Origin of the sequence: Amycolatopsis japonica, from assembly GCF_000732925.1 — a bacterium.
GTDB classification, from domain to species: domain Bacteria; phylum Actinomycetota; class Actinomycetes; order Mycobacteriales; family Pseudonocardiaceae; genus Amycolatopsis; species Amycolatopsis japonica.
Genome location: NZ_CP008953.1, coordinates 3,805,530 through 3,832,384, shown reverse-complemented (window position 1 = coordinate 3,832,384; position 26,855 = coordinate 3,805,530). Strand labels below are relative to the sequence as shown.

The window sequence follows — 26,855 nt, the reverse complement described above, 5'->3', positions numbered from 1 at the left end:
CTACCGGACGAGTGTTATCGTCGATTCATGACATTGACGACGAAAGACCGGTTGGTCCGCGCGGCCGCGGAGCTTCTGCGGGAGGGCGGGCGTGAGGCGTTGTCGACGCGTGCGGTCAGCGCCGCCGCCGGAGTGCAGGCGCCCACGCTCTACCGGATCTTCGGCGACAAGGACGGGCTGCTCGACGCAGTCGCCACGTATGGCTTCAAGAGCTATCTGGAGGGGAAACACGCTCTCGGCGAGACCGACGATCCGGTGGGCGACCTGCGGCGAGGCTGGGACCTGCACGTCGAGTTCGGCCTACAGCAGCCCGCCTTCTACATGCTCATGTACGGCGAGCCCCGCGTCCGCGAAGCCCGTCGTGAGGCGGACGCGATCCTCCGCCGGATCGTCGGCCGCATCGCCGAGGCCGGCAGGTTGCGTGTCCCGGTCGAACAGGCCGCGCAGCTGGTGCACGCGACCGGGATGGGCGTGATCCTCTCGTTCCTCGCCAGCCCGCCCGACCAACGCGACCCGGACCTGATCGTCGCCGCGCGCGAACATGTCATCGCGGCCATCACCACCGACAGCGCGGACGAGGCGTCGGACATCCCCAGCCGTGCGATCGCACTCAAAGCCGCGCTGGAGAAGGAACCCGGGGACGTGCTGACCCCGGCCGAGCACGCGATGCTCGCCGAATGGCTCGACCGCCTCGCCCGGTGACCTACCGGCCGACGGCCTTCGCCGCCGCGACCGCCTGACCGGCGTACGACCGTCCGAAAAGGACGGTGTGGACCAGGAGCGGGAACAGCTGGTGCGCGCCGATCCGGTCGGTCCAGCCGTCGGCGAGCGGGGCGACCTCCTGGTAGGCGGCGAGCACCCGGTCGAGCAACGGGCAGCCGAACAACTGCAGCATGGCGAGATCGGTTTCGCGGTGGCCGCCGTGCGCCGCCGGGTCGATGAGCGAGGCTTCGACAGGTCCCCACAGCACGTTGCCGTTCCACAGGTCGCCGTGCAGGCGCGCGGGTGGTTCCGCCACCTCCGGGAGCCGCGCGCAGGCCCGCTCGATGACCGCGGCCTCGTCAGCGTTCAGAGTGCCCTCGTCGACCGCACGACGGACATAGGGCAGGACTCGATACTCGGCGTACCACCGCGACCAGTCTTCCCCTGCCGTGTTCTTCATCGGGGCCAGGCCGATCCACGCGTCGACGGGGCCGTCCGGCGGCGCCGCGCCGAACGCGGGCGCGCCCGCCGCGTGCAGTGCCGCGAGCCCCCGCCCCAACCGCTCCGCGGCGTGATGAGTCGGCCGCCCTCCGCCGACCAGATCCGTGACCAGCCACTCGTCGTCGTGGCCGCGCACCTCGGGCACCCGCACGGCACCGGGCTCCCCCAGCCACCGCAGGCCCGCGGCCTCCGCGGGTATCGCGTTGCGGGCATGGCCCCGTTTGACGACCACGGTGTCGCCGCTGTCCAGCACCACTTCGGTCACCCCGCTCGAGAGGCTCCTCTGCCCGGAGACAGCGCGTCCGGTGATCCTCGTGGCAGCCTCGGCAGGCGGCGAAACCTGGGTCATGTCCGCAACCTACCTCCGCCGATCGGGTGAACGCTCGTTGGCTAAAGTGCACTTCGGGGGAAATCCAAATGTTTTCACTTTTCCGAGGGGAGATCGGTCGTGCCCACACGTCCGAGAGTTCGTCATGCCGTCGTCACCGCGATGCTCGGTGCCGCGCTGGTCGGCTGCACAGCACCGCAGAACGTCGGTCAGGCCCGGAGCGCCGGCGCCATCACTTCCGGCGAGACGTCGGCCAGTGAACCGACGACGACGCCGAAGCCGTATCTCACCACCACGCCGACCCTGGAGGTCACCGGCGAGGCGGTCAAACCGGGTACGAAGCTCAAATTCGGCGAGCAGGCGATCATTCCGTTCTACAGCCACTACGCGAAGGGCGTCATCGGGCTGACGGTCACCGTGGAATCGGTCAAAGCGCCCGACGCCGACATCGACGGCCTGCCGCTCAAGGACGAGGACAAGGCGAAGCTGCGGGGCAAGAATTTCTTCTTCGTCCGCGAAAAGCTCACCAACGTCGACGGCTCCAACATGGCCGAGGTGTACACCCCGATCCTCAGCGCGAAGACCAAGAGCGGCGGCTGGCCGGGTTCGCTTCTGGGCATGGGCGACGCCGACGTCACCGGGTGCGAAGACCAGAATTTCGCACCGAAGGACTTCTCGACCAAGGGCGCGGTCTTCGAGTCCTGCCGTCTGCACTTCGGGGTCGCGTCCGATCCGATCACTTCGCTGTCGTACACCTCGCAGCCTTACGAAAGCGCCGATTCACGCGCCGTCACGTGGCGGAACAAATAGCCCCGCCGGTTTCCCCGCCTCGGTCGGGCTGCACCCGGTCAACGCCCGGAACTCCCGGACGAGATGCGCCTGATCGCTGTAGCCGCCCAGGTGCGCGACCTCGGCCCACGGAAGGGACGACGCCCGGCTCATCAACGCCAGCACCCGATTGAGCCGGGCGATCCGCCCGGCCGTGCGGGGGTTCAGCCCGATCTGTTCGCGAAACCGGGCGTTGAGATGCTGCCTGCTCCAGCCGACCTCGTCCGCGAGAGCGTCGATGCGGACCGGGCCCGCCGAAAGCCGGTCCCACGCGTGCCGGACCGGGGCGGCCAGCACGGGGCCACGAGCCAGCTTCGCCGCGAGATACTCGTCCAGCAGCCGGAATCTCTCCGCCCAGTCCGCCGCCCCGGCCAGCCGCTCGGTCAACGCCCCGACCGGCAAAAGCGCGGACGCCGCGACCACCGAATTCGTCAGTTCCCGCAACGGAATCCCGAACAACGCGTACGCACCGAGCGGGGTCAGGGTGACCACGATCCCGCGCGAAGCCCCGGTCTGTTCGACACGCAACGGCCGGTCTCGCAGCCCCAGCACCGGCGAAGGGGGAACCCCGGCACCGCGGGCCGGGGCGTCGAGGTCGATCATCCAGGTGAGCACTGACAACGGGGTGATCTGCCAGGAGTTCGCGCCCACGTCAGGTAGGTCGTGCGCGACGTAGCTCGCCACGTGGGCGGCAAGCGCGGGATGGGGCCACCGGAGAACCCGCTCGCCGGGCGCGCGGGCGATATCCCGCCGCGGCACCACGAGACCCCACCCGCCCATGCCTTCACCTTACTTTCGTTCAAGACCGGAAACGCGGCTTTGCCTAGCGTTCCGCTCATGCAGAAAATCGGGGGTTTCAAAAATCCGGCGGCCGAGAAGCACTACTTCGCCGCCTATGACCGCGCCATGGCCGAGTGCCCGGACCCGGACGCGGTCTTCGACGTCGAAACGCACCATGGCACCACGCGGGTCTACCGCTACGGGAACGACGGCACGCCGATCGTCCTCTTGCCGGGGCTCATGGCCACTTCCGCCTGTTTCGCGACCCTGATCCCCGCTTTGGCGGAGCGGCACTCGGTCTACGCGATCGACACCCTCGGCGAAGCGGGCCGAAGCGTGCATAAGGCCCCGTTCAAAGACATCCGCGACCGGGCGAGCGCTCTGAACGACGTCTTCGAGAACCTGGGACTGACCGACGTGCATCTCGTGGGCGGTTCGACCGGCGGCTGGCACGCGGTCAATCAGGCGATCCACGCGCCGGGAAGACTCGCGTCCATCGGATTGCTGGACGCCACCACCGTTTCGGCGCCGTTCTCCCGGCGCGTGTCCTGGTACGGCTTGCCCGTGGCCGTACTCGACAACGATCGCCTGTGGCGGCGGTTCGTGGCGTGGACCGCCGGGGAGGACGTCCTCGACCAGCCCGCCGCGCGGCTGATCCTCGCCGGGATCCGGTGCTATCGCGCCCGGGTGCCGTTCCAGGTTCGCCCGAGCGAAGCCGCGTTACGGTCCATCGAAGTGCCCACGTTCGCCCTGTTCGGCGGACGCAGCGTCGTGCACGATCCGGTCAGCGCCGCCACACGGCTCGAAAGCCTCATCCCCCATGCCGACGTCGAAATCCTGCCGGACGCCGGTCACTATCTCTATCTCCGCCCGCTGGATCGCGACCGGATCATCGAGCGCGTCCTCGGCCGGGTCGGTTAAGCGGCCTGAGCACCGAAACGACGGCGCGCGGCGGCCAGGCTGGCCCGGCACGCGGCGATCAGCCGGGCGGAGGCGGCGCTTTCGCCGTGACCGCACCGAGGGCAGAACATCGTGACGTCGCCGGACAATTCGTCGATGGAGACGGTCAACGCGGTCGCGCACGAACGGCACCAGCGGTGCCGTGTGATCGGGTTGACGTGCAGCGGCGAAGCCACGCATTGGTGGATCCAGCGGCCGTGCACGTGACAGGTCAGCCGGTCGTCCGGGGACAGGCGGCCGACGTCTTCCGCGTCGTCCTCCATCGCCAGCAGAACCGGCAGGGTGCGGCTCACCGGGTTCAGCCGCGTGGTCGAGGCCAGTGTCGTGGTGTTCATCGCTTTCTCCTTCCGGCTCTTATCAAGACGTCGAACAGGGAGTGCCAGATACGACACGGCCGGGCATCTTTTCCCGAAGAGCTCCCCCTCGTGGGTGAATTGATCTTGGTCGAATCCGAACCGTTACCCCATTCGGGTTAATGGCGCGTATCTTTCGGATCATGACGGCCGCACTCGTTCCACTGTCCACATCAGACAGTCGTGGCCGCGGCTACCTGGTGTTTCCCCCCGCCGGCGGCACGCTGCGCGCGTTCGACCCGCTCGCCGGCGCGGCCGATGCGGACGTTCGGGGCGTCGAATACCCCGGACACGGGGAAAGGCTCGCGGAGTCACCCGCTTCCGCCGTCGAAGAACTCGCCGCGCAGTCGGCCGCCGCGATGCCGACGGCCTGGTTCTCCCGTTCCGTGACCATCGGCTTCGGCATGGGCGCCTTCGTCGCTTTGGAAACGGCTCAACGGCTGGGTGTGTCGCCTCGCGCGCTGATCGTCGTGGACGCCTGCGCCCCGCAACGGCGTTCACCGGACAAGAACGCCAAAGCGGGGGCCTCGGCGATGGCACGGGTTTTCGGCCGCACCGGGCTCACCCCCGTCGCGGGCTACCGTGATTCGCCCGAAAGCTGGGAGTACGCCCTGGACCTGCTACTCGGCGATCTCCAGTTGCTGAACGCCTACCGCGGGCCCGCCAGGACCCAGCTCTCGTGCCCGGTCGCGGCGATCCGCGGCACCGACGATCCCGCGTCCGCTTCGGGCGACGACGCCACGGGCGGCTGGCGGGTGTGGACGTCCGGGCCATTCGTGGGCCGCGTCGTCCCCGGCGGCTACCTGGGCGTTCTCGACTCCGGCCGAGAGGCCGAGTTCTGGGCGCGGATCCGCCGTCTGGAAGCGGCCTTCGTGGCCGCCGAGCCGGAAGTGGCCTAGGGCGACTTACACCGGTGACGTCGTCCGACGGTCGCCGCGCCCGGAGCCGCCCCCTTAATTTCGTCCCGTAACAGGCGTTTCGCGGGAGGAATCAGGATGCTCAGCAGGAGAAGGTTCGCGCAGGCCGTCGTCGCCGCGACAGCGGGTGCCACCGTGGCGGGCTGCTCGGCCCAGCCCGCGGCGGCACCGATGGCCGCGCCGGCCACGACCGGCGGAAACACCTCGTTCGCCCCGCTCAAGCAGATCGACGCCGGAGAACTGAGCATCGGTTATGCCGAAGCCGGCCCCGCCGACGGCCCGGTGGTGGTCCTCCTGCACGGCTGGCCCTACGACATCCACAGCTACGTCGATGTCGCCCCGCGCCTGGCCGCGGCCGGGTACCGGGTGATCGTGCCGTTCCTGCGTGGCTACGGGCCGACGCGGTTCCTGTCGAAGGACACGTTCCGCAACGGCCAGCAGTCCGCGATCGCCGCCGACATCGTCGCGCTGCTGGACGCGCTCAAGATCGAGAAGGCCGTCTTCGGCGGCTTCGACTGGGGCGCCCGCACGGCCGTGATCATCGCCGCGCTGTGGCCCGAGCGATGCAAGGCGCTCGTGTCGGTGAGCGGCTACCTGGTGACCAACCGGGAGACGAACAAGCAGCCGCTCTCGCCCACCGCCGAGCTCGGCTGGTGGTACCAGTACTACTTCGCCACCGAGCGCGGCATCCTCGGCTACACGAAGAACCGGCACGACTTCAACAAGCTGATCTGGAAGATCGCGTCGCCGAAGTGGACCTTCGACGACGCGACCTACGACCGTTCGGCGGCCTGTTTCGACAACCCGGACCACGTGGCCATCGTGATCCACAACTACCGGTGGCGGCTGAGTCTCGCCGAGGGCGACCCGAAACTCGACGCGCTCGAACAAAAGCTCGCGCAAGGGCCGGCGGTTTCGGTGCCCACCATCACGATCGGCAGCGACTTCGACGGCCCGAACACCGACGGCAAGGCGTACCGGTCGAAGTTCTCCGGCAAGTACGAGCACCGCGTCCTGAACGGCATCGGCCACAACGTGCCGCAAGAGGCGCCGGAGGAGTTCGCCAAGGCCGTCATCGACGTCGACCGGTTCTAGCGGGCCCCGGTGAGGTGTTCGAGGGCCAGCTGGGACAGGCGGATGAAGCCGTAACCGCGTTCCGCCGCCTTGTCCGGGTCGAAGTCCTCGAACGCCGACCGGTCCGCCAGGAGATCCGCCGCCGTCTCGCCCTCGTTCAGCGTCGGCGTCGCCAACTCGGGAACGAGGGCGGCGTCCAGCGCGGCCCGCACCTCGGGATCGGCACGGAAGGCGCGGGCACGTTCGGCGAACAGGAGATAGCTGGCCATATTGGCCTCGGCGCTGGCCCACACGCCGTCCATGTTCTCCGTGCGCAGCGGCTTGTAGTCGAAGTGGCGCGGCCCGTCGTAGCCACCGTGCTCCAGCAGATCGACCAGGAAGAACGACGACAGCACGTCGCCGTGACCGAACACGAGGTCCTGGTCGAACCGCGGGCCACGCTGGCCGTTGAGGTCGATGTGGAACAGCTTGCCCTGCCACAGGGCCTGCCCGATGCCGTGGACGATGTTGAGCCCGGCCATCTGCTCGTGCCCGACCTCGGGGTTCACGCCGACGATCTCGTGGTTGTCGAGGGTGGAGATGAACGCGAGCGCGTGGCCGATGGTCGGCAACAGGATGTCGCCGCGAGGTTCGTTCGGCTTCGGTTCGAGCGCGAGCCGGAGGCCGTAGCCCTGGTCGATGACGTACTGGGCGAGGAAGTCGATGCCCTCGCGGTAGCGGTCCATCGCCGCGCGGACGTCCTTCGCGGCGTCCGTCTCGCTGCCTTCGCGACCGCCCCACAGCACGAACGTCGACGCGCCGAGTTCGGCGGCGAGGTCGAGGTTCCGCAGCACCTTCCGCAGCGCGTAGCGGCGGACGTCACGATCGTTGCTGGTCAGGCCGCCGTCCTTGAAGACGGGGTGGCTGAACAGGTTCGTGGTCACCATCGGGACCACGAGACCGGTCTCGGCGAGCGCGCCCTGGAAGCGCTTCAACTGCCGCGCGCGGTCGTCGTCGGCCGAACCGAATGGAACGAGGTCGTCGTCGTGGAAGGTGATCCCCCAGGCGCCGAGGTCCGAGAGGCGGTGCACGGCTTCGACCGGGTCGAGCGGAGGACGGCTCGCCGGACCGAACATGTCGTTCGCCTGCCAGCCCACGGTCCACAGCCCGAAGCTGAACTTGTCCTCACGCGTCGGTGCCTGAGCCATCTCGCCTCCTATTAGTTTGATGCCTGAACTTATCGACGCCCGACCCGGCGGGTCAAGGCTTTCGTTCAGGCATCGAACGAATACAATCGCGCGATGATCGGCACGCGCCCGGCGGGACAGCACACCGTGCGGCAGCACAACGCCGCGCTCGTCCTCAGGGCGATCGCGGACGGTCCCGGCACGTCGCGGGCAGGCCTGGCCGCCGCCACGGGACTCACGAAGGCGACCGTGTCGAGCGTGGTCGACCGGTTGATCGCCGCGGATCTGGTGGCCGAAGGCGAGCCGGAACAACGCGTCGGCCCCGGGCGGCGCGGTACCGTCGTTTCGCTCTCCCCCACCGGCCCGCACGGACTCGGCATCGAGATCGGCGTCGACTACCTGGCGTCCTGTCTCGTCGATCTGACCGGCGCCGTCCGGGCTCAGGAGGTCCGATACGCGGACAACCGGACCCCGCGGGTTTTCCAGCGCGTGTCGGCGTTCCTGCGTACAGCCCGGAAGCAGGCGGACGCGATGGGCGTCCCGGTCGGCGGCGTCGGTATCGCGGTGCCGGGCCTGGTCGAATCCGGCCTCGTGCGGCTCGCCCCCAACCTGGGCTGGCGCGACGTCGACCTCGCCGACCGGCTCGGCGGGACGTTCACCGTCGCCAACGAAGCGAACTTCGCGGCGCTCGCCGAACTCTGGCACGGCTCGGCGTTGCCGGATTTCGTCCACGTGTCGGGTGAGATCGGGATCGGGGCGGGCATCGTGCTGGACCGCGCCCTGTTCGAAGGCGTCCGCGGCGCGGGCGGCGAGATCGGCCACCTGCCCGTGGCACCCGACGGCCCGCCGTGTTCCTGCGGCGCGAACGGCTGCCTGGAACGCATGGCAGGCCAGGAAGAGATCCTGCGGCTCGCGGGCGCGGAAACGGTGGACGAACTGGTTTCCTCACTGGAATCCGGCGACGCCGCCGCGCTCTCCGCGGTGACCAGTGCCGCAGGACATCTCGGCGTCGGACTGTCCACTGTGGTCAATCTGATGGACGTCCCGGCGGTGGTGCTAGGCGGAACCTACGCGCGGCTGGAGCCGTGGCTGCGTGAGCCACTCCTCGCCGAACTGGAACGCCGCGTGCCCAGCACGGCGTGGTCGCCGGTGCGCGTCGTCCGCTCGGCGCTGGGCACGGGCGCGGCCGTCCGCGGCGCCGCCGGCTCCGTGATCCGCGGCATCCTCGCGGACCCCGAGCACCATCTCACGACTCACTCGCCATCCGATCAGGACGCTCGGGATCGGTGACCCCGGGCAACGACGCTTCGATGGCCTGCGCGCGCTCCTCGATGTCCGCGCGTTGGACGCGTCGGGCGTAGGCGATGAGTTCGTCGCGATCCGCGTGCGGGAGCCAGCCCTGCTCGCAGCCGGTCTCCAGCCGCACGAGGTAGCGCACCAGCTCCGCCGACTCGGCGCCGAACTCTCGCATGCGGCGCGTCAGCAGCTCCGCCGCGGCGAGGTAGCCGTTGTTCCAAGCGTGGACCGCCAGCAGTTGCGCGGTCGCGGCGAGGATGTCGCCGAGGTGGAACCCGCCCTCCGCGGCGAGATGCCCGGCGATCCGGAAACTGCGTCTGCCCTCACCGACCGGCCCCTCCTCGCGAATCGCTTCGAGCAGCGCCCCGATCTGCCGCGTCAGGTAGTCCTGACCCGCATCCTCCACCGTCACCGCATTCCTCCACCCAGTCGCCGTGATCGCAGGAAGGTGTCAATGGGGTGTACGGCAGATACATCGAATGCCGAACCGTTATCACCCGAATGGCGTGTGTCGGTCAACAGGGTGCCACCGCTCCGGTCTCGCCCGCGGGGCACCAACCCGGATGCTCGCGGAGCCACTTGTCGCACTGTTTCTCGACGTCGCGCTGCGTCATCCCGCGTCCGGCATCGACGCAGCCGCCGGTCTGGCATTTGGTGTTCGTCCCTGGCTCGTAGCACTGCTTCTCGTCCTTGCGGCAGGCCGCTCTCCGTTGGTCCGCCTTCGACCGTCGTGGTCACGTCAGTGCTCGGCAGGGCCGTCAAGACCGGTTCGACGCTCGTGGCGACCGCGAACAGGACCAGCACACGCGCCACGATTCCTCCGCCTCCGCCATCGAACCCGCCTGTATTCGGCGTAGGCGCGGAGAGCGTTACAGCGTCAGCTCATTGTGGCGGTGTTGATCGCCCGCGCGTAGTCGGCGGCCGTGCCTTGCGCCGAACACTTCTTGATGTCGTCGTACAGCCACATGAAGCCACCCGGAATCCCTGCGGACGACTTCCAGGCCCGCATCTTGCTCTCCACCTGAGCGGGCGAATCCCCCGCTGTGCAGCCGGAGCCGTTCTTGCTCCAAAGTCCCGGATCCACCGGCATGCCGAGCGACCGCGTCCAGGTCGCCGGGTCGTTGCCGCTGCCACCCGCGTAAGCCTGCAGGTACACGCGATCGACCAAGCCGCCGAGCCCGTTCTTCACGCCTTGCCAGTACGACACCGCGGTGTACGGAGCGAGCGTGAAGCTCCGGTAGCCCATCGCGTTCGCCATCCGCGCAAACGTGACGGTGGAGTCGACGTCGTAATGCGCCTCGTCGTCGTTGTTGATCGCGTCCGCGCCGGTGGCGTTCTTCAGCGCCAGGAAGTTGCGGTACAGCACGGTCCCGCTGCCGGTGCCGTCGCGCGTGATCAGGTTGTCGATGGCTTCCCAGTCCGGGGTGCCCCAGGCACCGACGGAGACCTCGATGCGATCGACCGACGTTGGCGCCTGCTTCAGCGTCCGCAGCCGCGCCAGCCACCCCGCGTCGCCGACATATTGGCCGTCTTTTACCACGAGGTGGTCGTTGTAGTACAGATCCCCGTTGTCGTGGACGTGGATGCTCCACAGGATGACCGTGGTGAAACCCGACGACCGCAGGACGTCCATGACACCCTGTCCGTCCTGATAGAACGGTCCCCCGCCGTAGATCGCGGACCGGCCGGCCGCGGCGGGATTCACCTGCGCTTCGGCCGTATCCGGTTGACTCGTTTGGACGATCGACGCGGCGACCACCAAGGCCACCGCTGTTCGCACCCAGGTCCACCGCATCAGGTCAGCTCCCTTCGGCCTGCTTCGGAGGGTATGAGATTTTCCAACGGTGCGGCCAGGTTTGTTCGGCGACCTGTCCGGTGGAATGGACCATTCGGCTCACGCCACCAGTCGCTCGACGACCAGGAGTGCTCCCACCAGGATCATCGAGACTCCGGAAACCCGGGAAACGACAAGGGAAACGGCGGGGCGGGCGCGCAGCAGGGCTTGTGCTCCCACGCCGACGCAGGGGTAGACCATCGCGCAGGTGCCGACGAAGGTCAGCCCGAGTACGGCCAGCTGGACCGGGATCGGCCAGCGCGCGGCCGGGTCGGTGAACTGCGGCAACATCGCAACGAAGACCAGCAGTCCCTTGGGATTCAGTCCGCTGACCGCCATCCCTTCCAGCAGCGTTCCACCCCGGCTCCCGACTTCCCCACGAGCGCTACCCGGCGTCGACGGATGGCGCACCGTCTTGAATCCGAGCCAGATCAGGTAGAGCCCGCCGGCGACGGTGAGCGCGAGCAAGGCGATCGGCGTCGACGCGACGAGGACGCCCAGTCCCGCGGCGACCACCAGCGTCATGGCCAAGTAGCCGAGCACGATGCCGCCGGCGGCCGGCAGGACCTGGCGACGAAGCCCGGCGCTGATCGCGAAAGCCCAGTCGGCGCCGGGCACCGCGATGAGCAGGGCCGCGACGCCCCAGAAGGCGAGAACGGATCCGAGAGGCATGCTCGAAAAGCTATTCGCGATCAGGCCAAAGGTGCTTCCAACTTCTGCTCCCTAGTGCGCTGAGCGTGGAAGAATCTTCCCCATGGACGCTGTCGATCGGAAGATTCTTGCCATCCTCCAGGAGGAGGGGCGTCTAACGCTCACGGAACTGGCCGAGCGGGTCCAGCTGAGCGCGTCGCCGTGTCACCGCCGGCTGCGCGCGCTCGAACGGGACGGCACGATCAGCGCGTACCGGGCGGTGGTCGATCCCGCCGCGCTGGGACTGAACTTCGAGGCGCTCGTGTTCGTCACCATGCGGCAAGAGGACCGCGAGACGTTGCTGAGCTTCGAAGACGCCGTCACGCGGATCCCGAACGTCCTGCTCGCGCAGCGTCTTTTCGGCGACCCCGACTACCTGCTACGCATCGTCACCGCCGACCTCGCCGCATATCAGCGGCTCGAGGACGACGTGCTGTCCGCGCTGCCGGGGGTGCAGCGGCTGAACTCGACGCTCGTGATGAAGCAGGTGGTCAACGACCGGCCGCTGCCCACCACCGCCTCGTAAGCGGTGAGGTGAACCGTCCCCCTATGTACCTACCAGTCCGAAGTCCGTGGCGTGATCGAAGGCGTGACTCGCGTGATCAGGGACGTGACTCGCGTGACTGGAGGCCGCACTCGGGTGTTCCGCCGCTGATCACGCGAGTTCCGCCTTCGATCACGTGAGTGCGGCGCCACGTCCTCACCACTCACGAGGGGCGACGCCTGGCTGCTCCTCGAAGATCAGCCAGGTCCGCGTCGAGCGCACGCCGTCCAGCGCCTGCAAGCGTTCCAGGACGACATCCCGCAGCGAAGCGTTGTCCGGTGTCCGCACCAGCAGCAGGATGTCGAAGTCGCCACCGACGAGCGAGACGTGCTCGACGAACGGGATTTGCCGCAGCTCGGCGGACATCGTGCGCCACGACGTCTGCTCGACGGTGATCAGGATGTACGCGCTCGTTCCGAGCCCGGCCCGCCGAGGGTCGATCCGGGCGCCGAAGCCGGTGATGACGCCTTCGGACATCAGCCTGTCCAGCCTCGCGTAGGCGTTGGTGCGCGAGATGTGCAGCCGTTCCGCCAGCGCCCGGACGGCGAGCCTGCCGTCCGCGGTCAGCTCGGCGAGGATGGCGCGATCGATGTCGTCCAGGGCAAGGACCGTTCGTCCCGGATCCGGCCCGTGAGCCACGCCACTACCGGACGGTCGGCCCGGCTGAACCGATTCTGCCGACAGTTTGTCGCTCATTTCGCGCACCTCTTGAACACTGGGACTCCGGAAACCACGATCTCAGCATCATATGTCTGTGAAAGGTGGTGCTGCGCCATGTCGCGGGAGACCCCTGCCGCCGCGTTGCTGCCGTCCGGGATCCCGGTGCGGTTCCTCGCCGAGGACGGCACGCGCGTCGACGAGCACGGTGACTACACCGTGCCGCCGGCCGAACGGCTCGTCGAGGCCTACCGGCTGATGGTGCTCGGCCGCCGGTTCGACGCGCAGGCGACCGCGCTGACCAAGCAGGGCCGCCTCGCCGTGTACCCGTCCAGCGCCGGGCAGGAGGCCTGCCAGGTCGCGAGCGCGCTCGCCCTCACCGACGCCGACTGGCTCTTCCCCACCTACCGCGACTCGGTCGCGCTGGTCGCCCGCGGCCTCGAACCGGGCGAGATCCTGACGCTGCTCCGCGGCGACGCGCACTGCGGTTACGACCCCGCCAAGACCCGTGTCGCTCCCCAGTGCACGCCGCTGGCGACGCAGACCCTCCACGCCGCCGGGCTCGCCCACGCGATGCAACGCCGGGGCGAGGACGCCGTCGCGTTCGCGCTCATCGGCGACGGCGCCACCAGTGAGGGCGACTTCCACGAGGCGCTCAACTTCGCCGCCGTGTTCAAGGCTCCGGTGGTGTTCTTCGTGCAGAACAACGGGTTCGCGATCTCCGTCCCGTTCGAGAAGCAGAGCGCCGCGCCCGCCCTGGCGTACAAGGGTGTCGGCTACGGCGTCCGCTCCGAGCAGGTCGACGGCAACGACGCGCTCGCCGTCCTTTCCGTGCTGGACGACGCCGTCGCGCACGCGCGTTCCGGTCGCGGGCCGGTCCTGGTGGAGGCGCACACCTACCGGATCGACGCGCACACCAACGCCGACGACGCCACCCGTTACCGCGACCAGGCCGAGGTCGAGAAGTGGCGCGCGGCCGACCCGGTTCGCCGACTGGAGACCTATCTGACCGCTGAGAACCTGTTGTCCGACAACGACATCGAGCGATTCCGGGCCGAGGCCGAGACGTTCGCCGCCGGAGTGCGCGACACCCTCAACGCCGACGTCGAGCCGGATCCGTTGTCGCTGTTCGAGCACGTGTACGCCGTCCCGACCCGTCAGCTGGCCGCCCAGCGGGCGCTGGTCGCGGCCGAACTGGAGGCCTGATGTCCGAGCTCTCGATGGCACAAGCGCTCAACGCCGCCCTGCGTGACGCGGTCAAGGACGACGACCGCGTGCTGATCTTCGGCGAGGACGTCGGCCCGCTCGGCGGCGTGTTCCGGGTGACCGACGGCATCACCGCCGATTTCGGCGAGGAACGCTGTTTCGACACGCCCTTGGCCGAGTCCGGCATCGTCGGTTTCGCGGTCGGGATGGCGATGGGCGGGTTCCGTCCGGTGGTCGAAATGCAGTTCGACGCTTTCGCCTACCCCGCGTTCGAGCAGATCACCTCGCACGTCGCGAAGCTGCGGAACCGCACCCGCGGCGCCTTGTCGCTGCCGATGGTCATCCGGATCCCCTACGCGGGCGGCATCGGCGGCGTCGAGCACCACTGCGATTCGAGCGAGGCCTACTACACCCACACGCCCGGCCTGCGCGTCGTCACACCCGGCACGCCTCAGGACGCCTACGACCTCCTGCGCGACGCGATCGACTCGCCGGATCCGGTGATCTTCCTCGAACCGAAATGCCGCTACTGGTCGAAGGAACCCGTGTCCTTCACCCGGGAAGGCGCGGCCATGGACCGCGCGATCGTGCGCCGCGAGGGCAAGGACGTCACGCTCATCGCCTACGGCCCGATGGTCGCCACCGCGTTGGAGACCGCGGAGGCCGCGACCGCCGAAGGCTGGGACGTCGAGGTGGTCGACCTCCGGTCGCTGAGCCCGTTCGACGACGAGACCGTCGCCGCCTCGGTGCGCCGCACCGGCCGTGCGGTCGTCGTCCACGAGGCGGCCGGGTTCGGCGGCTACGGCGCCGAGGTGGTCGCCCGGATCACCGAGCAGTGCTTCCATCAGCTGCACGCGCCCGTCCTGCGCGTGACCGGGCTCGACATCCCTTACCCGCCGCCGAAACTGGAGCGCCATCAGCTTCCGGACGTCGACCGGATCCTCGACACCGTCGCCCGGCTGCAGTGGAACGACGAACCGGTGGTGGCCGGTGCCTGATTTCCTGCTCCCCGACCTCGGAGAGGGCCTGACCGAGGGCACCATCGTCACCTGGCTCGTCGCGGAGGGCGACACCGTCGGCGTCGACCAGCCCGTCGTCGAGGTCGAGACCGCGAAGGCCGCCGTCGAGGTGCCGGTGCCGTTCGCCGGCGTCGTCACCCGCCTCCACGGTGAACCCGGCCAGTCGCTGCCCGTCGGCGCTCCCCTGCTCACCATCGGACCCGGGTTCAGCGAACCCGGCGTGACGACCGCGAGCGAGGGCAGCGGCAACGTCCTCATCGGCTACGGCACGACCACCACGACCAGGCGCCGCCGGACGCGCACCGTCGTCGCCACCCCGGAGAAGCCGTCGAAAGCGCCGGGCGTGATCTCGCCGTTCGTCCGAAAAATGGCCGTGGACAACAAGATCGACCTGACGAAGCTGACCGGCACCGGTCCGGGTGGCATCATCCGGCGCGCCGACGTCGAAGCGGCCCTCGCCGTCCCGGAGCAGCGAGACGGCGAGACACGGATCCCGCTGACCGGCGTCCGCAAGGCGGTCGCGGACAAGCTGACGACCTCGCGGCGTCAGATCCCCGAGGCGACGGTCTGGGTCGACGTCGACGCGACCGGGCTCGTCGCCGCGCGGAAGTCGCTCAACGCCTCGGCGCCGCATCGTCCGGTCAGCCTGCTCGGTCTCGTCGCCCGGTTCGCCGTCGCGGGTCTTCGCAAGTTCCCCGAGCTGAACTCTCGCGTCGAGGGCGACGAGATCGTCCAGCTGCGGGACATCAACCTCGGTTTCGCCGCGCAGACCGACCGAGGTCTCGTCGTGCCGGTGGTCCGCGACGCGGGCTCACTGTCCACAAGGGAGCTTTCGGCGGCGATCGGCGACCGGACGACGCAAGCCAGGGAAGGGAAGCTCGGCCCGGCAGGCCTCACCGGCGGAACCTTCACGGTCAACAACTACGGGGTGTTCGGGGTAGACGGCTCCGCCGCGATCATCAATCACCCGGAGGCGGCGATCCTCGGCATCGGCCGGATCATCGACCGCCCTTGGGTGGTCGATGGCGAGCTGGTGGCGAGGAAGATCTGCGAGCTGACCCTGGCGTTCGACCATCGGGTGTGCGACGGCGGGACCGCGGGCGGGTTCCTGCGGTTCGTCGCGGACTGTGTCGAGTCGCCGATCACCGCGCTCGGGGACCTCTGAGCGGGTCGCACAACCGACGGTTGTGACCCGCCAACGACCCGTTGTTCGACTTCGGGGCTCCGCCTTGCTTTGATCTCGCGCGTGACTGGGAGATCGCTGGGGCGACGGTTCGGCTGGCTGTGGGCGGCATACGCGGCGAGCGCGTTCGGGACGAGGTTCGCGTTCGACGCGTTCAGCCTGATCGCGATCGTGGTACTCGGCGCGGGCACCGCGGAGGTCTCGTTGCTGGCGGCCGCCGGTCTCGTCGTCGGCGCCGTGGTCGCGCTGCCGCTTGGCCCGTGGGTCGAGTTCCGCCGCAAACGACCGGTGATGATCGCGATGGACCTCGTCCGGTGCGTGGCTTTGCTGACCGTCCCGGTGGCGTACGCGTTCGGGTTGCTGGGCTTCGGCCAGCTTCTCGCGGTGTCCGTCGTCGTCGCGGCGGCCGACATCACGTTCCTGGCCGCCAGTGGGGCTTTCCTCAAAACCCTGCTGCCCCGGGAAGATTTGCTGGTCGCGAACGCCCGGTTCGAGTCGACCACCTGGACGGCGACCGTGCTCGGGCCGCCGCTCGGGGGTTTCGCCGTCGGCCTGTTCGGGCCGGTGATCACGATCGCCGCCGACGCGGTCAGCTATCTGCTTTCGGCGCTCGGGATCCGTGCCGTCGGTGGTTCGGAGCCGCCGCCCGCGAAACCGGAAGGCGCCCGGTTGACCGGCCGCGACCTGCGGGAAGGCTGGCGATTCATCCTCGCCCATCCGTTGTTGCGGCCCCTGTTCGTCAACACGATCGTGGTCAACGGCCTGATCATGGCGACCGCGCCGCTGTTCGCCGTGCTGATGCTCGGGCAACTCGGCTTCGCGCCCTGGGAGTACGCGGTCGCCTTCGCGGTGCCCTGTCTCGGCGGGTTGGTCGGGGCGCGGCTCTCCCGGCCGTTGGTCGCCCGGTACGGCCGGGACAAGGTCCTCTTCGTCTTCGGGTGGCTGCGGGTCTGCTGGCCCGTTGGGCTGGTCTTCATCCAGCCCGGTGTTCCCGGCCTGATCCTGGTCATCGTCGTCGAACTGTGCCTGATCACCTGTATCGGTGTGTTCAACCCGGTACTCGCCACCAGCAGGCTCGAACAGGTGCCCCTCGACCGCGCGGCCCGCACGCTGTCGGCCTGGTCGATCGCCGGGAAGCTCACCACCGCCGGCCTGACCGCGCTGTGGGGCCTGCTCGCGGTATTCACCGGCCCGCGCGCCGCGGTCGGCATCGCGGGTGCGCTCATGCTGGCGACGCCGCTCCTGCTCCCCCGAAACCGTCGGACCCCTGTGCCAGTATCCGGGCATGTCGATCAAGAGAGTGGTCACCGACCTCGAGACCAAGACGCTGGCGGAAGCGAAGGCCTTCTACGTACAGGTTCTCGGCTTCGAGGTGGTGATGGATCACGGCTGGATCGTGACCCTGGCCGACCCGGAGCGGCCGGAGGTCCAGCTGAGCCTCATGACCCATGACGAGACGGCGCCCGTCGTGCCGATCGCCTCGATCGAGGTCGACGACGTCGACGCGCGCTACGCCGCGGCTAAGGCCTCCGGCGCGGAGATCGTGCACGAACTGACCGACGAACCGTGGGGTGTCCGGCGGTTCTTCGTCCGGGATCCGAGCGGGTACGTGGTCAACGTCCTGTCCCATCGCTGACGTCCGAAGGGGGTTTCATCAAAATTTCATGACTCGTCCCTAGCGTTCGACCACGCACCGTAGTCGAACGAAAGGACGATGAATGTGAAGAAACTCAGGGGGGTCCTGGCGGCGGCCGCACTGGCCACCGGCTTGATCAGCGTCATGGCGCCGTCGGCCCAGGCCGACCAGGCGCGCTACTACATCCTCGTCGGCGGCACTTGCGACGGGGCCGCGACCGTGTACAACGACGCCTGGTTGCGGGGCGGGATCAAGAAGGTGGTCCACTACCCGGCAGGGGCCGCCGGAGCACCCAACTGCGACCAGACGCCCATGGACCAGAGCGTCGCCCGCGGGCACGAAGAGGCCCGCCGTGTCGTCCAGAGCTCCTTCGACGAGAACCCCGGGGCGGAATTCACCGTCGTCGGCTACTCGCAGGGCGCCCTCGTCGCGAACCTGGTGCTGAACGACATCGCCGACGGGAAACTGGCCGTGGACAAGTCGCGGTTCCGGGCGAAGATCTTCGCCGACCCGATGCAGCCCGTCGGTCCTCCGGGACGCGGGATCAGCGCGGTGCTCCCGGCGGGAACCGGGGCACCGTCGCCGTTCGGCGGCTACGTGTCGTTCGGGCCCGGCCGCACCGACTTCGGCGGCATCCCGTTCATCCGCTACTGCATCGAAACCGACGGTGTCTGCCACTTCGACACCATCGAGGCGCCTGGCGGCTATTTCGCCCAGCACCTCTGCTACCAGTGGGCCCGTCCCACCGATCACCGTTCGATCATGGAGGACACGATCGCGGACGGCGTGTACACCAACGGATCGCACGCGCTGCCGCGGCAGAACTGCCGTCCTCCGTGGCCTTCGGTGTGACCGGATGAAGACGGCTGCCGCCCGGCGCCCGATAGCCGGGTGACAGCGATTCGGGCGTTGGCCCGCCCACAGTGTCGTGGGCGGGCCATCGTCGGGCTACTGCCTGCTTGATGGATGTATGTCCGATTCGCGATGGGGTCGGCCCCCGAGCCGTCCGCCTGGACACGCGTGTCGTCCGTCTGATCACACGCGCCGGCCATCCAGTCACGCGATACCGCCACCTCGCGCATCAGCCCCGCGCTAACCCGAACCGCCACTCGTGATTCCTGTACACAGCGTCGGCCGATCCCTCATCTCACCGGGCGAAGGACGCTTTACCCGCGTCGTATCCGGGTAAAGCGCCCTTCACCCCGAGACCAGAATGGTGCGAACTACCGGACCGGCAGGCCCTCCGGTGCCGGAGCATGGCCGACCGGCCGGGCGGTGAACGTGCCCCGGCCCTGGGTCCGGCTCCGCAGCCGTGTCGCGTAGCCGAACAACTCGGCCAGCGGCACGGTCGCGGTGACCACGGTCGTTCCGGCGCGCACCACCGATCCCAGCACCCGGCCACGCCGGGCGGCGAGGTCGCCGAGCACCACGCCGACGGCGCTTTCGGGCACCGTGACGGTCACTTCGGCGATCGGCTCCAGCAGCGTCATCGCACCGGCGGCCAATGCGGCCCGGAGCGCGAACCGTCCGGCCGCCCGGAACGCCAGCTCCGAAGAGTCCTTCGGGTGGGTCGCCCCGTCCGTCAGCGTGACCCGGACACCGGTCACCGGATGCCCGCCGAGCGGGCCTTCCGCCAGCGCGTCACGGCAACCCGCTTCCACGGCACGGACGTATTCCCGCGGCACCCGCCCACCGACCACAGTGGACTCGAACGCGAACTCCCCTTCCTCCAGTGGTTCCGTGTCGATGACGACGTGGGCGAACTGCCCGGCGCCACCGTCCTGTTTGACATGCCGGTGGACGAAACCGGACACGCCGCGCGCGACCGTCTCGCGATAGGCGACCCGAGGCCGTCCGACGCCGACGTCCAGCCCGTGGTCGCGCCGGATCTTCTCCACCGCCACCTCCAGATGCAGTTCGCCCATCCCCGACAACAGGGTCTGACCGGTCTCACGATCGGTCCGGACGACCAGCGAGGGATCCTCCTCGACCAGCCGTGCCAACGCCGACATCAAGCGTTCCGTGTCGGTGCCCTTCCGCGGTTCGACGGCGACCGAGACGACCGGATCGGCCACGACGGGCGGCTCGAGCAGGATCGGCGCCGATGGCGTGCACAGCGTCGCGCCGGGACGGACCGTCTTGAGCCCGACCACCGCGACGATGTCGCCCGCGACGGCGCTGTCGACCCTGGTGTGCCGGTCCGCCTGAACCCGCAGGATGCGGCCGACGCGCTCGCTACGGCCGCTGCCCACGTCCATCACCGCCTCCGAAGTCCGGATCGTGCCCGAATACACCCGCAGGAACGTCAACCGCCCGGTGGCGGTCGAGGTCACCTTGAACGCCAGTGCCGCGAACGGTGCCGACGGATCGGCGGGACGTTCCTGGCCCGTGCCCTCGTACTCACCTCGGACCGGCGGAACATCCGACGGCGCGGGCAAGTACGCCACCACGGCTTCCAGCAACGGCTCCACCCCGCGGTTGCGGTAGGCCGAGCCGCACAGGACCACGACGCCGTCACCGGTCCGGGTGAGCTCACGCAGCGCCGAGACCAGCGTGTCCGTCGACACCGCCGACGACGCGCAGAACTCCTCCAGCGCCACAGGATGGGCCTCCGCGACGGCCTCGTCGAGCAGGCGCCGTCGCCGGTTCGCTTCGTCCACAAGGGACTCCGGAATCGGTCCTTCCTCGGCGGCCTCGGCGCCGTCGGCCCAGACGAGTGCCCGCATCCGCAACAGGTCGACGATGCCGACGAAGCCGTCTTCCGCCCCGATCGGCAGCTGGACCACCAGCGGACGCGGATGCAGCCGTTCCCGGATGGACGCCACGGCCGCGTCGAGGTCGGCGCCCGCGCGGTCGAGTTTGTTGACGAACGCGATCCGCGGCACGCCGTGTCGATCGGCCTGTCGCCACACCGATTCGCTCTGCGGTTCGACCCCGGCGACGCCGTCGAACACGGCGATCGCGCCGTCGAGGACCCGCAGCGACCGCTCGACCTCGTCGGAGAAATCGACGTGGCCGGGGGTGTCGATCAGGTTGACGCGATGGCCGTCCCACGAACAGCTGACGGCGGCGGCGAAGATGGTGATGCCACGGTCTCGCTCCTGGGAATCGAAGTCGGTGACGGTCGTGCCGTCGTGGACCTCACCTCGTTTGTAGGTGGTGCCGGTGACGTACAGGATCCGTTCGGTGAGGGTGGTCTTGCCGGCGTCGACATGGGCGAGGATGCCCAGGTTGCGGACGGCGGACAGCGGGACGGTGCGCATGGCGCAGGCCTTTCGAGCTGAACTGGTGGAAACTCCGACGGCGCGATTCGGCGAACGCGGACAGGCAGGTACCCCCGTTGCACGGCAACGGGAAGAGGTCAGGCGTTCGTGAGACGGGCCGGTGCTAGCCGCGCGGCTGGCACCGGGTGCGCGGAGACACCAGGATCACCTCGTAGCGAGCCGAGGGGACGACGACGGCGTGGTGATGACGCACGGTCCTGTCCTTCCTCGCCGGGGTGATTTCGTGGCGAGTGTAGCCACTCCGCTGTGGACCGCGAACCGGTTTTCCGCGAATTCGGGGGAAACTGGTCGGCGACCGACAAGTTTCCGGCGACGGCGGTGTCCATCCCTTCGAGAGACACCACAAGAGGAGGGAACCCGGTATGCGGGTGGACGAACTGCTGGCCCTGGCGAAAACCGGTGACGGCGAGGCGTTCCGTGATCTCGTGGCGCCGTACCGCCGTGAACTGCAGGTGCACTGCTACCGCATCCTTGGCTCGGTGCAGGACGCCGAGGATCTGCTGCAGGAGACGCTGCTGGCCGCGTGGCGCGGGATCGACGCGTACGAGGAACGCGCGTCCATCCGGACCTGGCTGTACCGGATCGCGACCAACCGCTGTCTCAACGCGCTGCGGGCGGGCGCCCGCCGCCCGCACGACCACGCGGCCTACCGACCGGAGGTCCCCTTGCCCGAGCCGACGCGCCGCCGCCCCGAACCCAGCTGGCTGGAGCCGTACCCGGATCGGCTGCTCGCCGAGATCGCCGACCGGGTGCCCGGCCCGGAGGCGCGCTACGAGGCCAGGGAGTCGATCTCGCTCGCGTTCCTGGCGGCGCTCCAGCGGCTTCCTCCCCGGCAGCGGGCCGTGCTGGTCCTGCGCGACGTCCTCGGGTTCCGCGCGGCCGAAGTGGCCGGGATCCTCGACACCACCGAGAACTCCGTGACCAGCGCGCTGAACCGGGCGCGGTCGGCGCTGGCCGAGGAGATGCCGCCGGGTGAACGGGAGTCCGCTCCCCTGCCCGATTCCCCGCGGGAACGCCGGATCGTCGACGAGTTCACCCGCGCCTTCGAGAACGGCGACGTCGAGGCCATCGTGGCGCTTCTGACCGACGACGCCTGGCTGACCATGCCCCCGCTTCCTCTGGAGTACCAGGGCCCGGAGGCTGTCGGGCACTTCCTGGCGACCGTGGCGCTCTGCGATGGCCGCCGGTATTCGCTGATCCCGACCCGCGCCAACGGTCAACCCGCTTTCGGTTGCTACCTCCGCGACCCGAGGACGCCCATCGGCCACGCGCACGGCGTGCTCGTGCTGGAACTCGCGGGCGATCGGGTCACCGCGGTGACCCGGTTCCTCGACAACTCACTGCTCGCGGCCTTCGGGCTGCCCCGCTCGCTGCGCGGCTGACACCCGCACTTCCCTGACCACGCCCCGCGGGGCGTGTGCCTCGTCATGCCCGGAAACCCTTCCACCAAGGAGAAATCTTGACCCCGAAACAGGCGTGGGTCCTGGCGCTCGCCTCAGTGGCGTCGTTCATGATGGCGCTGGACAGCCAGGTGGTGACGACGGCGCTGAGCACGGTCCGCGAGGATCTGTCCGCGTCGATCGAGCAGCTCGAATGGATCGTCAACGCCTACAACCTCAGCTTCGCCGTCTTGCTGCTCACCGGGGCGGCACTCGGCGACCGGTTCGGCCGCCGCCGGATGTTCGTCACCGGTCTCACCGTCTTCACGCTCGCTTCGGTGGGCTGCGCGATGTCCGGGGACATCGGCACGCTGATCGTCGCGCGGGCGGTGCAGGGCGCCGGCGCCGCGATGGTGCTGCCGCTGTCGCTCACCCTGATCAGCGCGATCTTCCCGCCCGAGCGGCGGGGCAAGGCGATGGGGCTCTACCTGGGGCTCACCGGGCTGGCGACGTTCAGCGGCCCGTTCATCGGCGGCGTCATCGCCGAAGGGCTGGCGTGGCAGTGGATCTTCTGGCTCAACCTGCCGGTCGGCGTGGCCGCGGTCCTGCTGGCGCTCCGGCGTGTCGACGAGAGCACCGGCCATGGTCACCGGCTCGACCACGGCGGCGTCGTCCTGGTGTCCTTGGGATCGCTGGGCATCGTGTGGGGCCTCGTCCGCGGAAACCTCGCGGGCTGGGACAGCGCCGAGGTCCTGGGCTCGCTGGCCCTCGGCGTCGCGCTGGTGATCGCCTTCGTGTCGTGGGAGCGACGCAGCGAGACGCCGATGCTGCCGATGCGGTTCTTCAGGCTGCGGGCCTTCTCGACGGCCAACGCGGCGAACTTCTGCGTCTTCGCCTCGCTGTACGGCACGTTGTTCTTCCTGCCCCAGTACTTCCAGACCGCGCAAGGTCTCGGGCCGTTCGAGGCGGGATTGCGGATGATGCCGTGGACCGCGACCCTGATGATCTGCGCGCCCGTCGCCGGAAAGCTGGCGGACAGGTACAGCGCGCGGATGTTCGTCGCCGTCGGATTGCTGCTCCAGACGATCGGCATGAGCTGGATCGTGCTGGTCGCCGAACCCGGCGCGGGCTACGCCGTCCTGCTGCCGGGGCTGATCGTCAGCGGCGCCGGGATCACGTCGGCCATGCCCGCCGCACAGCGCTCGGCCGTCGGGGCGGTCCGGCCCGCCGAGATCGGCCAAGCGTCCGGCGCGTTCATGACGCTGCGGATCTTCGGCGGGGTCTTCGGGGTGGCGGTGGGGGTCGCCGTCTTCGCCGGCGCCGGAAGCCATCTGTCCCCGGAGGAGTTCGGCAGCGGCTTCACGGCGGCGATGGCCGCTGTCGTCGCGTTCGCCTTCGTCGGCATGCTCGTCGCGCTACGCATGCCGGCCGCCCTGTCCACTACCGATCGAGGAGGAAGCCGATGACCGATCCGAAGACGCAGGCCGAAACACTGCGAGGCCTCCACGGCGGGGAAATGCTCGTGCTGCCGAACGTCTGGGACGCGGCGAGCGCCGAAATCGTCGCGGAGGCGGGTTTCCCCGCGGTCGCCACGGCGAGCGCCGCCGTCTCGGCGATGCTCGGGTACCCCGACGGCGAAGGCGCGCCGTGGCAGGAGATGTTCGCGGCGGCGGCGCGGATCGCCCGCGTGGTAACGGTCCCGGTCACCGTGGACGCGGAAGCCGGTTACGGCCTGGCGCCGCGGGAGTTCGTGGAACGGTTGCTGGAGACGGGAGCCGTCGGCTGCAATCTGGAGGACACCGATCACCGGTCGGGCGGACTGGCCGACGCGGACGAGCACGCCGAGCGGATCGCGGAGATCCGTTCGGCCGCGACCGGCGCCGGGGTCCCGATCGTCGTCAACGCACGGGTCGACACGTTCCTGGGCGACCGCGGGATTCCGGAGCCCGACAGACTCGCCGAGGCCGTCCGGCGCGGCAGGCTCTACCGGGAAGCCGGTGCCGACTGCGTGTACCCGATCGGGGTCCGACGCCGGGACGATCTCGCCGCGCTGGTCACCGAACTAGCGTGCCCGGTGAACGGGAACGTCGGCGAGGAACTGGATCTGGCCGCACTCCGCGACCTCGGTGTGGCGCGGGTGTCGTACGGCCCGCGCTTCTATCGCGCGGCGCTGGAGGGATTCCGCACCGCGATCGGGAATCTCGAGGGGTGAGGCGTTGCGAAAGCCACTTTCGCAACCTCGCGAAAGTGGCTTTCGCGTCGTCACTTGCAGAACGCTGTGTCCACAGTGGCCATGACGGCGTTGGAGCCCTTCTCCCCGTCGCCGAAGGTCCCCGGCATCGCGGTCACCGCGAGCCCGACGGTGCGGCCGTCTTCCGTGGCGCCGCCGCGGGTTTCGAACCCGTGGATGTCCCCGCCGTGTCCCCAGTACACGCCGCCGCAGCTGAGCGGGTTGCTCATCAGGCCGAGCCCGTACTTCGTCCCCGGGAACAGGGGCGCGTCGACCGTCTTCCGCATTTCGGCCAGCTGCGCGGCGGGCAGCAGCCTGCCTTCGAGCAGCACGCGGAAGAATTCGCCGAGGTCACTGGGCGTCGAGATCAGCTGACCGGCGGCACCGCCCCAGGACGGATCCAGTTCGGTCGCGTCGATCACCTTGCCGGTGGCGGCGTTGCCGATGGCGTAGCCCTGCGGGTGCCGTCCCTGGATGGTCTGGTCACCGACCTGCGGCCAGTAGGTGTTCTTCAAACCCGCCTTCTTGATCACGCGTTCGGTGATCTGCTCGTGGAGCGGGCGTCCGGTGACCTTCTCGATCACCATCCCCGCCAGCAGGTACCCGGTGTTGCTGTACTCCCACTTGGTGCCGGGCGCGAACTTCGCCGGGTGGCTCAGTGCCGCGGCGAGCAGCTCGTGGGTGGGGAAATACCGGTGCTGCACCTGTTCGAAATCCTGAAGTCCCAGGTACTCGGTGTAGTTCGGCAGCCCGCTCGTGTGCTGCAGGAGGTGCCGGATGGTGATCTTGGTGGCGTCGATGCCCTCTCCGCGCACGATGCCGGGCAGGTACTTCTCGATCGGCGCGTCCAGTTCGACCTTGCCCTCGGCCACCAGTTGCAGGACGGCGACCGCCGTGAACGTCTTGGTGTTGCTGCCCGCCCGCACCCTGCCGTCCCGCGGGACCGGGACCTGGCGGTCGATCCGCGACGAGCCCGCGACCAGCGACGTCGTCCGCCTGCCGTCGGACACGGCGACCAGCGCGGCGGGGAATTTCTCCTGACGCACCAACGAGTCGAGGCTCTTCCGCAGCTCCGCGCCCTTGGCCGGGGCCGCGTCCGCCGCCGTCGTCCACGCCGTGCCCATCAGCCCCGCCACCGTCAGGACCACCACACCCTTGCGTACCGTCATTCGCACTCCCTCTCCGACGAAATCGACACTGACAACATTGGCCGATGCGGAGGCGAAGATCAGCAGTGCAGGCTCCCGAATCCGGGGTGGTGCTGGCGCTACCCCACGAAAATTTTCGACCCGAATTCGTCCCACCATTGTCCGCGCGGGACGTGGCTGGGCTAAGGTCAGTCCGGTAAGTGGACTAGACCACCCGAGGCCGGGAGGCGACGATGCCCCTCGACGAACAGCAGACCTGGGCACTACTGCGAGAGCTGGACGAACCCGGCCACTGGGAGGTGCCGCACGACTTCGACGGACCGGCCGCACGGGCCCGGTTCGAGCGGCTGGCCGAACGGTTGGAGCGCCTGTTCGACTGTTCCTGCGAAGTCGACCGCCATATCCAGGACGCCAGCCACCTCGGCCGGATCGTGATCCCGGCGGACGCGACCGCCGCACTGGACCAGGTGACCGTGACAGTCAGCAACTTCGGCGGTCTCGTCGCGGTGACACTGGGAAATCCGGGCAGCTACGACGAAGACGAGGAACGCGAGTTCTTCCCGGCACAGGTGCGAAGACAGGTCGAAGACGAGCTGGAAGCGCTCGGCTACCTGCCCGTCTCCGAACACCCGCTGTGGACCAAGTACACCGGGATCAGCGGATTCGACGCGCTTTATCCGCCGGATAGGCCACCTTCCTGGTGGGACCGGTTCTTCGACTACCTCTAGACGAGCACGCCGACGAGATCCGCCGCGTTCGGCGCGCTGACGAGCACCTCGTCGAAGGGGAGCCCGGCGACCGCGCGATCGATCTCGATCCGCAGCCCCGGCACACCCCGGCGAGCCGACACCAGCTGGCGCGTCCCCGTCCCCAGCCCCCAGTAACCCACCTTCAGCACTCCGCTGATCAGCACCCCGGCCCGTCCCCCGCGCGTCCGTCGCACGGGCTCTTCGACGAGCTCGACGGCCTTGATCGCCGACGACGGCACGACCACTTCGTCACGCCATACGGCCAGTCGCTCCCAGGACGAGAACCTCACCCGCACTCCGCCATCGGCGATGTCGATCGTCGCCATCATGACCACCTTCCCCTGCATAGCCAGCTGATGTAGTTGTTATAGCAACTGTATAGCAGATATCC

General features: G+C 69.1%; 27 protein-coding genes and 1 pseudogene. 17 read left to right on the top strand and 11 right to left on the bottom strand.

Features of this window, described 5'->3' with window-relative positions:
• Window positions 1-27 precede the first annotated feature (27 nt).
• Window positions 28-702: a TetR/AcrR family transcriptional regulator gene (locus AJAP_RS17920; RefSeq protein WP_038513152.1), complete on the top strand. Its 675-nt coding sequence runs from the start codon at window positions 28-30 to the stop codon at window positions 700-702.
• A 1-nt stretch (window position 703) separates the two neighbouring features.
• Here the strand turns inward: AJAP_RS17920 and AJAP_RS17915 are convergent, their stop codons facing one another.
• Complete coding sequence (locus AJAP_RS17915) at window positions 704-1,552, bottom strand: fructosamine kinase family protein (protein ID WP_038513150.1); 849 nt, start codon at window positions 1,550-1,552, stop codon at window positions 704-706.
• 99 nt (window positions 1,553-1,651) lie between these two features.
• Here AJAP_RS17915 and AJAP_RS17910 point away from each other — a divergent pair, with 99 nt between their 5' ends.
• Window positions 1,652-2,341 (top strand): hypothetical protein, encoded by a 690-nt coding sequence (locus AJAP_RS17910; protein WP_038513148.1) that lies wholly within the window; start codon window positions 1,652-1,654, stop codon window positions 2,339-2,341.
• Here the strand turns inward: AJAP_RS17910 and AJAP_RS17905 are convergent.
• Complete coding sequence (locus AJAP_RS17905; protein WP_038513146.1) at window positions 2,312-3,139, bottom strand: helix-turn-helix domain-containing protein; 828 nt, start codon at window positions 3,137-3,139, stop codon at window positions 2,312-2,314. The genes AJAP_RS17910 and AJAP_RS17905 overlap by 30 nt on opposite strands.
• Before the next feature lie 57 nt (window positions 3,140-3,196).
• Here AJAP_RS17905 and AJAP_RS17900 point away from each other — a divergent pair, with 57 nt between their 5' ends.
• Window positions 3,197-4,060 carry an alpha/beta fold hydrolase gene (locus tag AJAP_RS17900; protein ID WP_038513145.1) on the top strand — a complete coding sequence of 288 codons (864 nt, stop codon included), beginning with the start codon at window positions 3,197-3,199 and terminating at the stop codon, window positions 4,058-4,060.
• Here the strand turns inward: AJAP_RS17900 and AJAP_RS17895 are convergent.
• Entirely contained in the window at window positions 4,057-4,434 is a 378-nt protein-coding gene (locus tag AJAP_RS17895) for a hypothetical protein (RefSeq protein WP_038513142.1), read from the bottom strand. The genes AJAP_RS17900 and AJAP_RS17895 overlap by 4 nt on opposite strands.
• A gap of 161 nt (window positions 4,435-4,595) precedes the next feature.
• Here AJAP_RS17895 and AJAP_RS17890 point away from each other — a divergent pair, with 161 nt between their 5' ends.
• Together AJAP_RS17890 and AJAP_RS17885 are read left to right on the top strand one after the other, a co-directional pair.
• Window positions 4,596-5,351: a thioesterase II family protein gene (locus tag AJAP_RS17890; RefSeq protein WP_038523315.1), complete on the top strand. Its 756-nt coding sequence runs from the start codon at window positions 4,596-4,598 to the stop codon at window positions 5,349-5,351.
• Between the two features lie 96 nt (window positions 5,352-5,447).
• Complete coding sequence (locus AJAP_RS17885) at window positions 5,448-6,464, top strand: alpha/beta fold hydrolase (RefSeq protein ID WP_038513140.1); 1,017 nt, start codon at window positions 5,448-5,450, stop codon at window positions 6,462-6,464.
• Here AJAP_RS17885 and xylA read toward each other — a convergent pair.
• Window positions 6,461-7,630, bottom strand: coding sequence for a xylose isomerase (gene xylA, locus AJAP_RS17880; RefSeq protein ID WP_038513138.1), 1,170 nt, complete (start codon window positions 7,628-7,630; stop codon window positions 6,461-6,463). The two genes, AJAP_RS17885 and xylA, sit on opposite strands and share 4 nt — an antisense overlap.
• A 93-nt stretch (window positions 7,631-7,723) precedes the next feature.
• Between xylA and AJAP_RS17875 the strand changes: the two genes are divergently transcribed.
• Entirely contained in the window at window positions 7,724-8,899 is a 1,176-nt protein-coding gene (locus tag AJAP_RS17875; protein WP_038513137.1) for an ROK family transcriptional regulator, read from the top strand.
• Here AJAP_RS17875 and AJAP_RS17870 read toward each other — a convergent pair.
• The 3 genes from AJAP_RS17870 to AJAP_RS17860 form a co-directional block, all read right to left on the bottom strand.
• A complete protein-coding gene (locus AJAP_RS17870; RefSeq protein WP_037338385.1) occupies window positions 8,856-9,317 on the bottom strand; it encodes a hypothetical protein in 462 nt (153 codons plus the stop codon). The genes AJAP_RS17875 and AJAP_RS17870 overlap by 44 nt on opposite strands.
• 465 nt (window positions 9,318-9,782) lie before the next feature.
• Entirely contained in the window at window positions 9,783-10,700 is a 918-nt protein-coding gene (locus AJAP_RS17865; RefSeq protein ID WP_038513135.1) for a hypothetical protein, read from the bottom strand.
• Between the two features lie 99 nt (window positions 10,701-10,799).
• The gene (locus AJAP_RS17860) at window positions 10,800-11,411 is read right to left on the bottom strand and encodes a LysE family translocator (protein WP_038513133.1); all 612 of its coding nucleotides are present in this window, start codon (window positions 11,409-11,411) and stop codon (window positions 10,800-10,802) included.
• Window positions 11,412-11,493: 82 nt separating this feature from the next.
• Between AJAP_RS17860 and AJAP_RS17855 the strand changes: the two genes are divergently transcribed.
• Window positions 11,494-11,955: an Lrp/AsnC family transcriptional regulator gene (locus AJAP_RS17855; protein WP_038513131.1), complete on the top strand. Its 462-nt coding sequence runs from the start codon at window positions 11,494-11,496 to the stop codon at window positions 11,953-11,955.
• A 174-nt stretch (window positions 11,956-12,129) separates the two neighbouring features.
• Here the strand turns inward: AJAP_RS17855 and AJAP_RS17850 are convergent, their stop codons facing one another.
• Window positions 12,130-12,612, bottom strand: a complete 483-nt coding sequence (locus AJAP_RS17850) for an Lrp/AsnC family transcriptional regulator (RefSeq protein ID WP_037340072.1) — start codon at window positions 12,610-12,612, stop codon at window positions 12,130-12,132.
• Window positions 12,613-12,747: 135 nt separating this feature from the next.
• Here AJAP_RS17850 and pdhA point away from each other — a divergent pair, with 135 nt between their 5' ends.
• The 6 genes and pseudogenes from pdhA (at window position 12,748) to AJAP_RS17820 (ending at window position 18,526) form a co-directional block, all read left to right on the top strand.
• Window positions 12,748-13,836, top strand: a complete 1,089-nt coding sequence (gene pdhA / locus AJAP_RS17845) for a pyruvate dehydrogenase (acetyl-transferring) E1 component subunit alpha (RefSeq protein WP_038513129.1) — start codon at window positions 12,748-12,750, stop codon at window positions 13,834-13,836.
• Window positions 13,836-14,834, top strand: coding sequence for an alpha-ketoacid dehydrogenase subunit beta (locus AJAP_RS17840; RefSeq protein ID WP_038513128.1), 999 nt, complete (start codon window positions 13,836-13,838; stop codon window positions 14,832-14,834). The genes pdhA and AJAP_RS17840 overlap by 1 nt, the downstream gene beginning before the upstream one ends.
• On the top strand, window positions 14,827-16,020 hold the full coding sequence (locus tag AJAP_RS17835; protein WP_038513126.1) for a dihydrolipoamide acetyltransferase family protein: 1,194 nt from the start codon (window positions 14,827-14,829) through the stop codon (window positions 16,018-16,020). The genes AJAP_RS17840 and AJAP_RS17835 overlap by 8 nt, the downstream gene beginning before the upstream one ends.
• An 81-nt stretch (window positions 16,021-16,101) precedes the next feature.
• On the top strand, window positions 16,102-17,490 hold the full coding sequence (locus AJAP_RS17830; protein WP_084098663.1) for an MFS transporter: 1,389 nt from the start codon (window positions 16,102-16,104) through the stop codon (window positions 17,488-17,490).
• A pseudogene (locus tag AJAP_RS17825) lies at window positions 17,399-17,674 on the top strand (VOC family protein); the annotation flags it as partial. The gene AJAP_RS17830 and the pseudogene AJAP_RS17825, both read left to right, overlap by 92 nt.
• Before the next feature lie 78 nt (window positions 17,675-17,752).
• Window positions 17,753-18,526, top strand: coding sequence for a PE-PPE domain-containing protein (locus AJAP_RS17820; protein ID WP_016334513.1), 774 nt, complete (start codon window positions 17,753-17,755; stop codon window positions 18,524-18,526).
• 371 nt (window positions 18,527-18,897) lie between these two features.
• On the opposite strand, the gene fusA is transcribed toward AJAP_RS17820, so the two are convergent.
• Window positions 18,898-20,937, bottom strand: a complete 2,040-nt coding sequence (gene fusA, locus AJAP_RS17815; RefSeq protein ID WP_038513122.1) for an elongation factor G — start codon at window positions 20,935-20,937, stop codon at window positions 18,898-18,900.
• Window positions 20,938-21,320: 383 nt separating this feature from the next.
• On the opposite strand from fusA, the gene AJAP_RS17810 reads away from it, so the two are divergent.
• The 3 genes from AJAP_RS17810 to AJAP_RS17800 all read left to right on the top strand — a co-directional run bounded on the left by AJAP_RS17810 (window position 21,321) and on the right by AJAP_RS17800 (window position 24,549).
• A complete protein-coding gene (locus tag AJAP_RS17810) occupies window positions 21,321-22,340 on the top strand; it encodes a sigma-70 family RNA polymerase sigma factor (protein ID WP_038513120.1) in 1,020 nt (339 codons plus the stop codon).
• A gap of 77 nt (window positions 22,341-22,417) precedes the next feature.
• On the top strand, window positions 22,418-23,803 hold the full coding sequence (locus AJAP_RS17805) for an MFS transporter (protein WP_038513119.1): 1,386 nt from the start codon (window positions 22,418-22,420) through the stop codon (window positions 23,801-23,803).
• Entirely contained in the window at window positions 23,800-24,549 is a 750-nt protein-coding gene (locus AJAP_RS17800; protein WP_038513117.1) for an isocitrate lyase/PEP mutase family protein, read from the top strand. The genes AJAP_RS17805 and AJAP_RS17800 overlap by 4 nt, the downstream gene beginning before the upstream one ends.
• A 50-nt stretch (window positions 24,550-24,599) precedes the next feature.
• On the opposite strand, the gene AJAP_RS17795 is transcribed toward AJAP_RS17800, so the two are convergent.
• The gene (locus AJAP_RS17795; RefSeq protein WP_038513115.1) at window positions 24,600-25,736 is read right to left on the bottom strand and encodes a serine hydrolase domain-containing protein; all 1,137 of its coding nucleotides are present in this window, start codon (window positions 25,734-25,736) and stop codon (window positions 24,600-24,602) included.
• A gap of 212 nt (window positions 25,737-25,948) precedes the next feature.
• On the opposite strand from AJAP_RS17795, the gene AJAP_RS17790 reads away from it, so the two are divergent.
• Window positions 25,949-26,443, top strand: coding sequence for a hypothetical protein (locus AJAP_RS17790; protein ID WP_038513113.1), 495 nt, complete (start codon window positions 25,949-25,951; stop codon window positions 26,441-26,443).
• On the opposite strand, the gene AJAP_RS17785 is transcribed toward AJAP_RS17790, so the two are convergent.
• Window positions 26,440-26,790 carry a hypothetical protein gene (locus tag AJAP_RS17785; RefSeq protein ID WP_038523310.1) on the bottom strand — a complete coding sequence of 117 codons (351 nt, stop codon included), beginning with the start codon at window positions 26,788-26,790 and terminating at the stop codon, window positions 26,440-26,442. The genes AJAP_RS17790 and AJAP_RS17785 overlap by 4 nt on opposite strands.
• Between the last annotated feature and the right edge of the window lie 65 nt (window positions 26,791-26,855).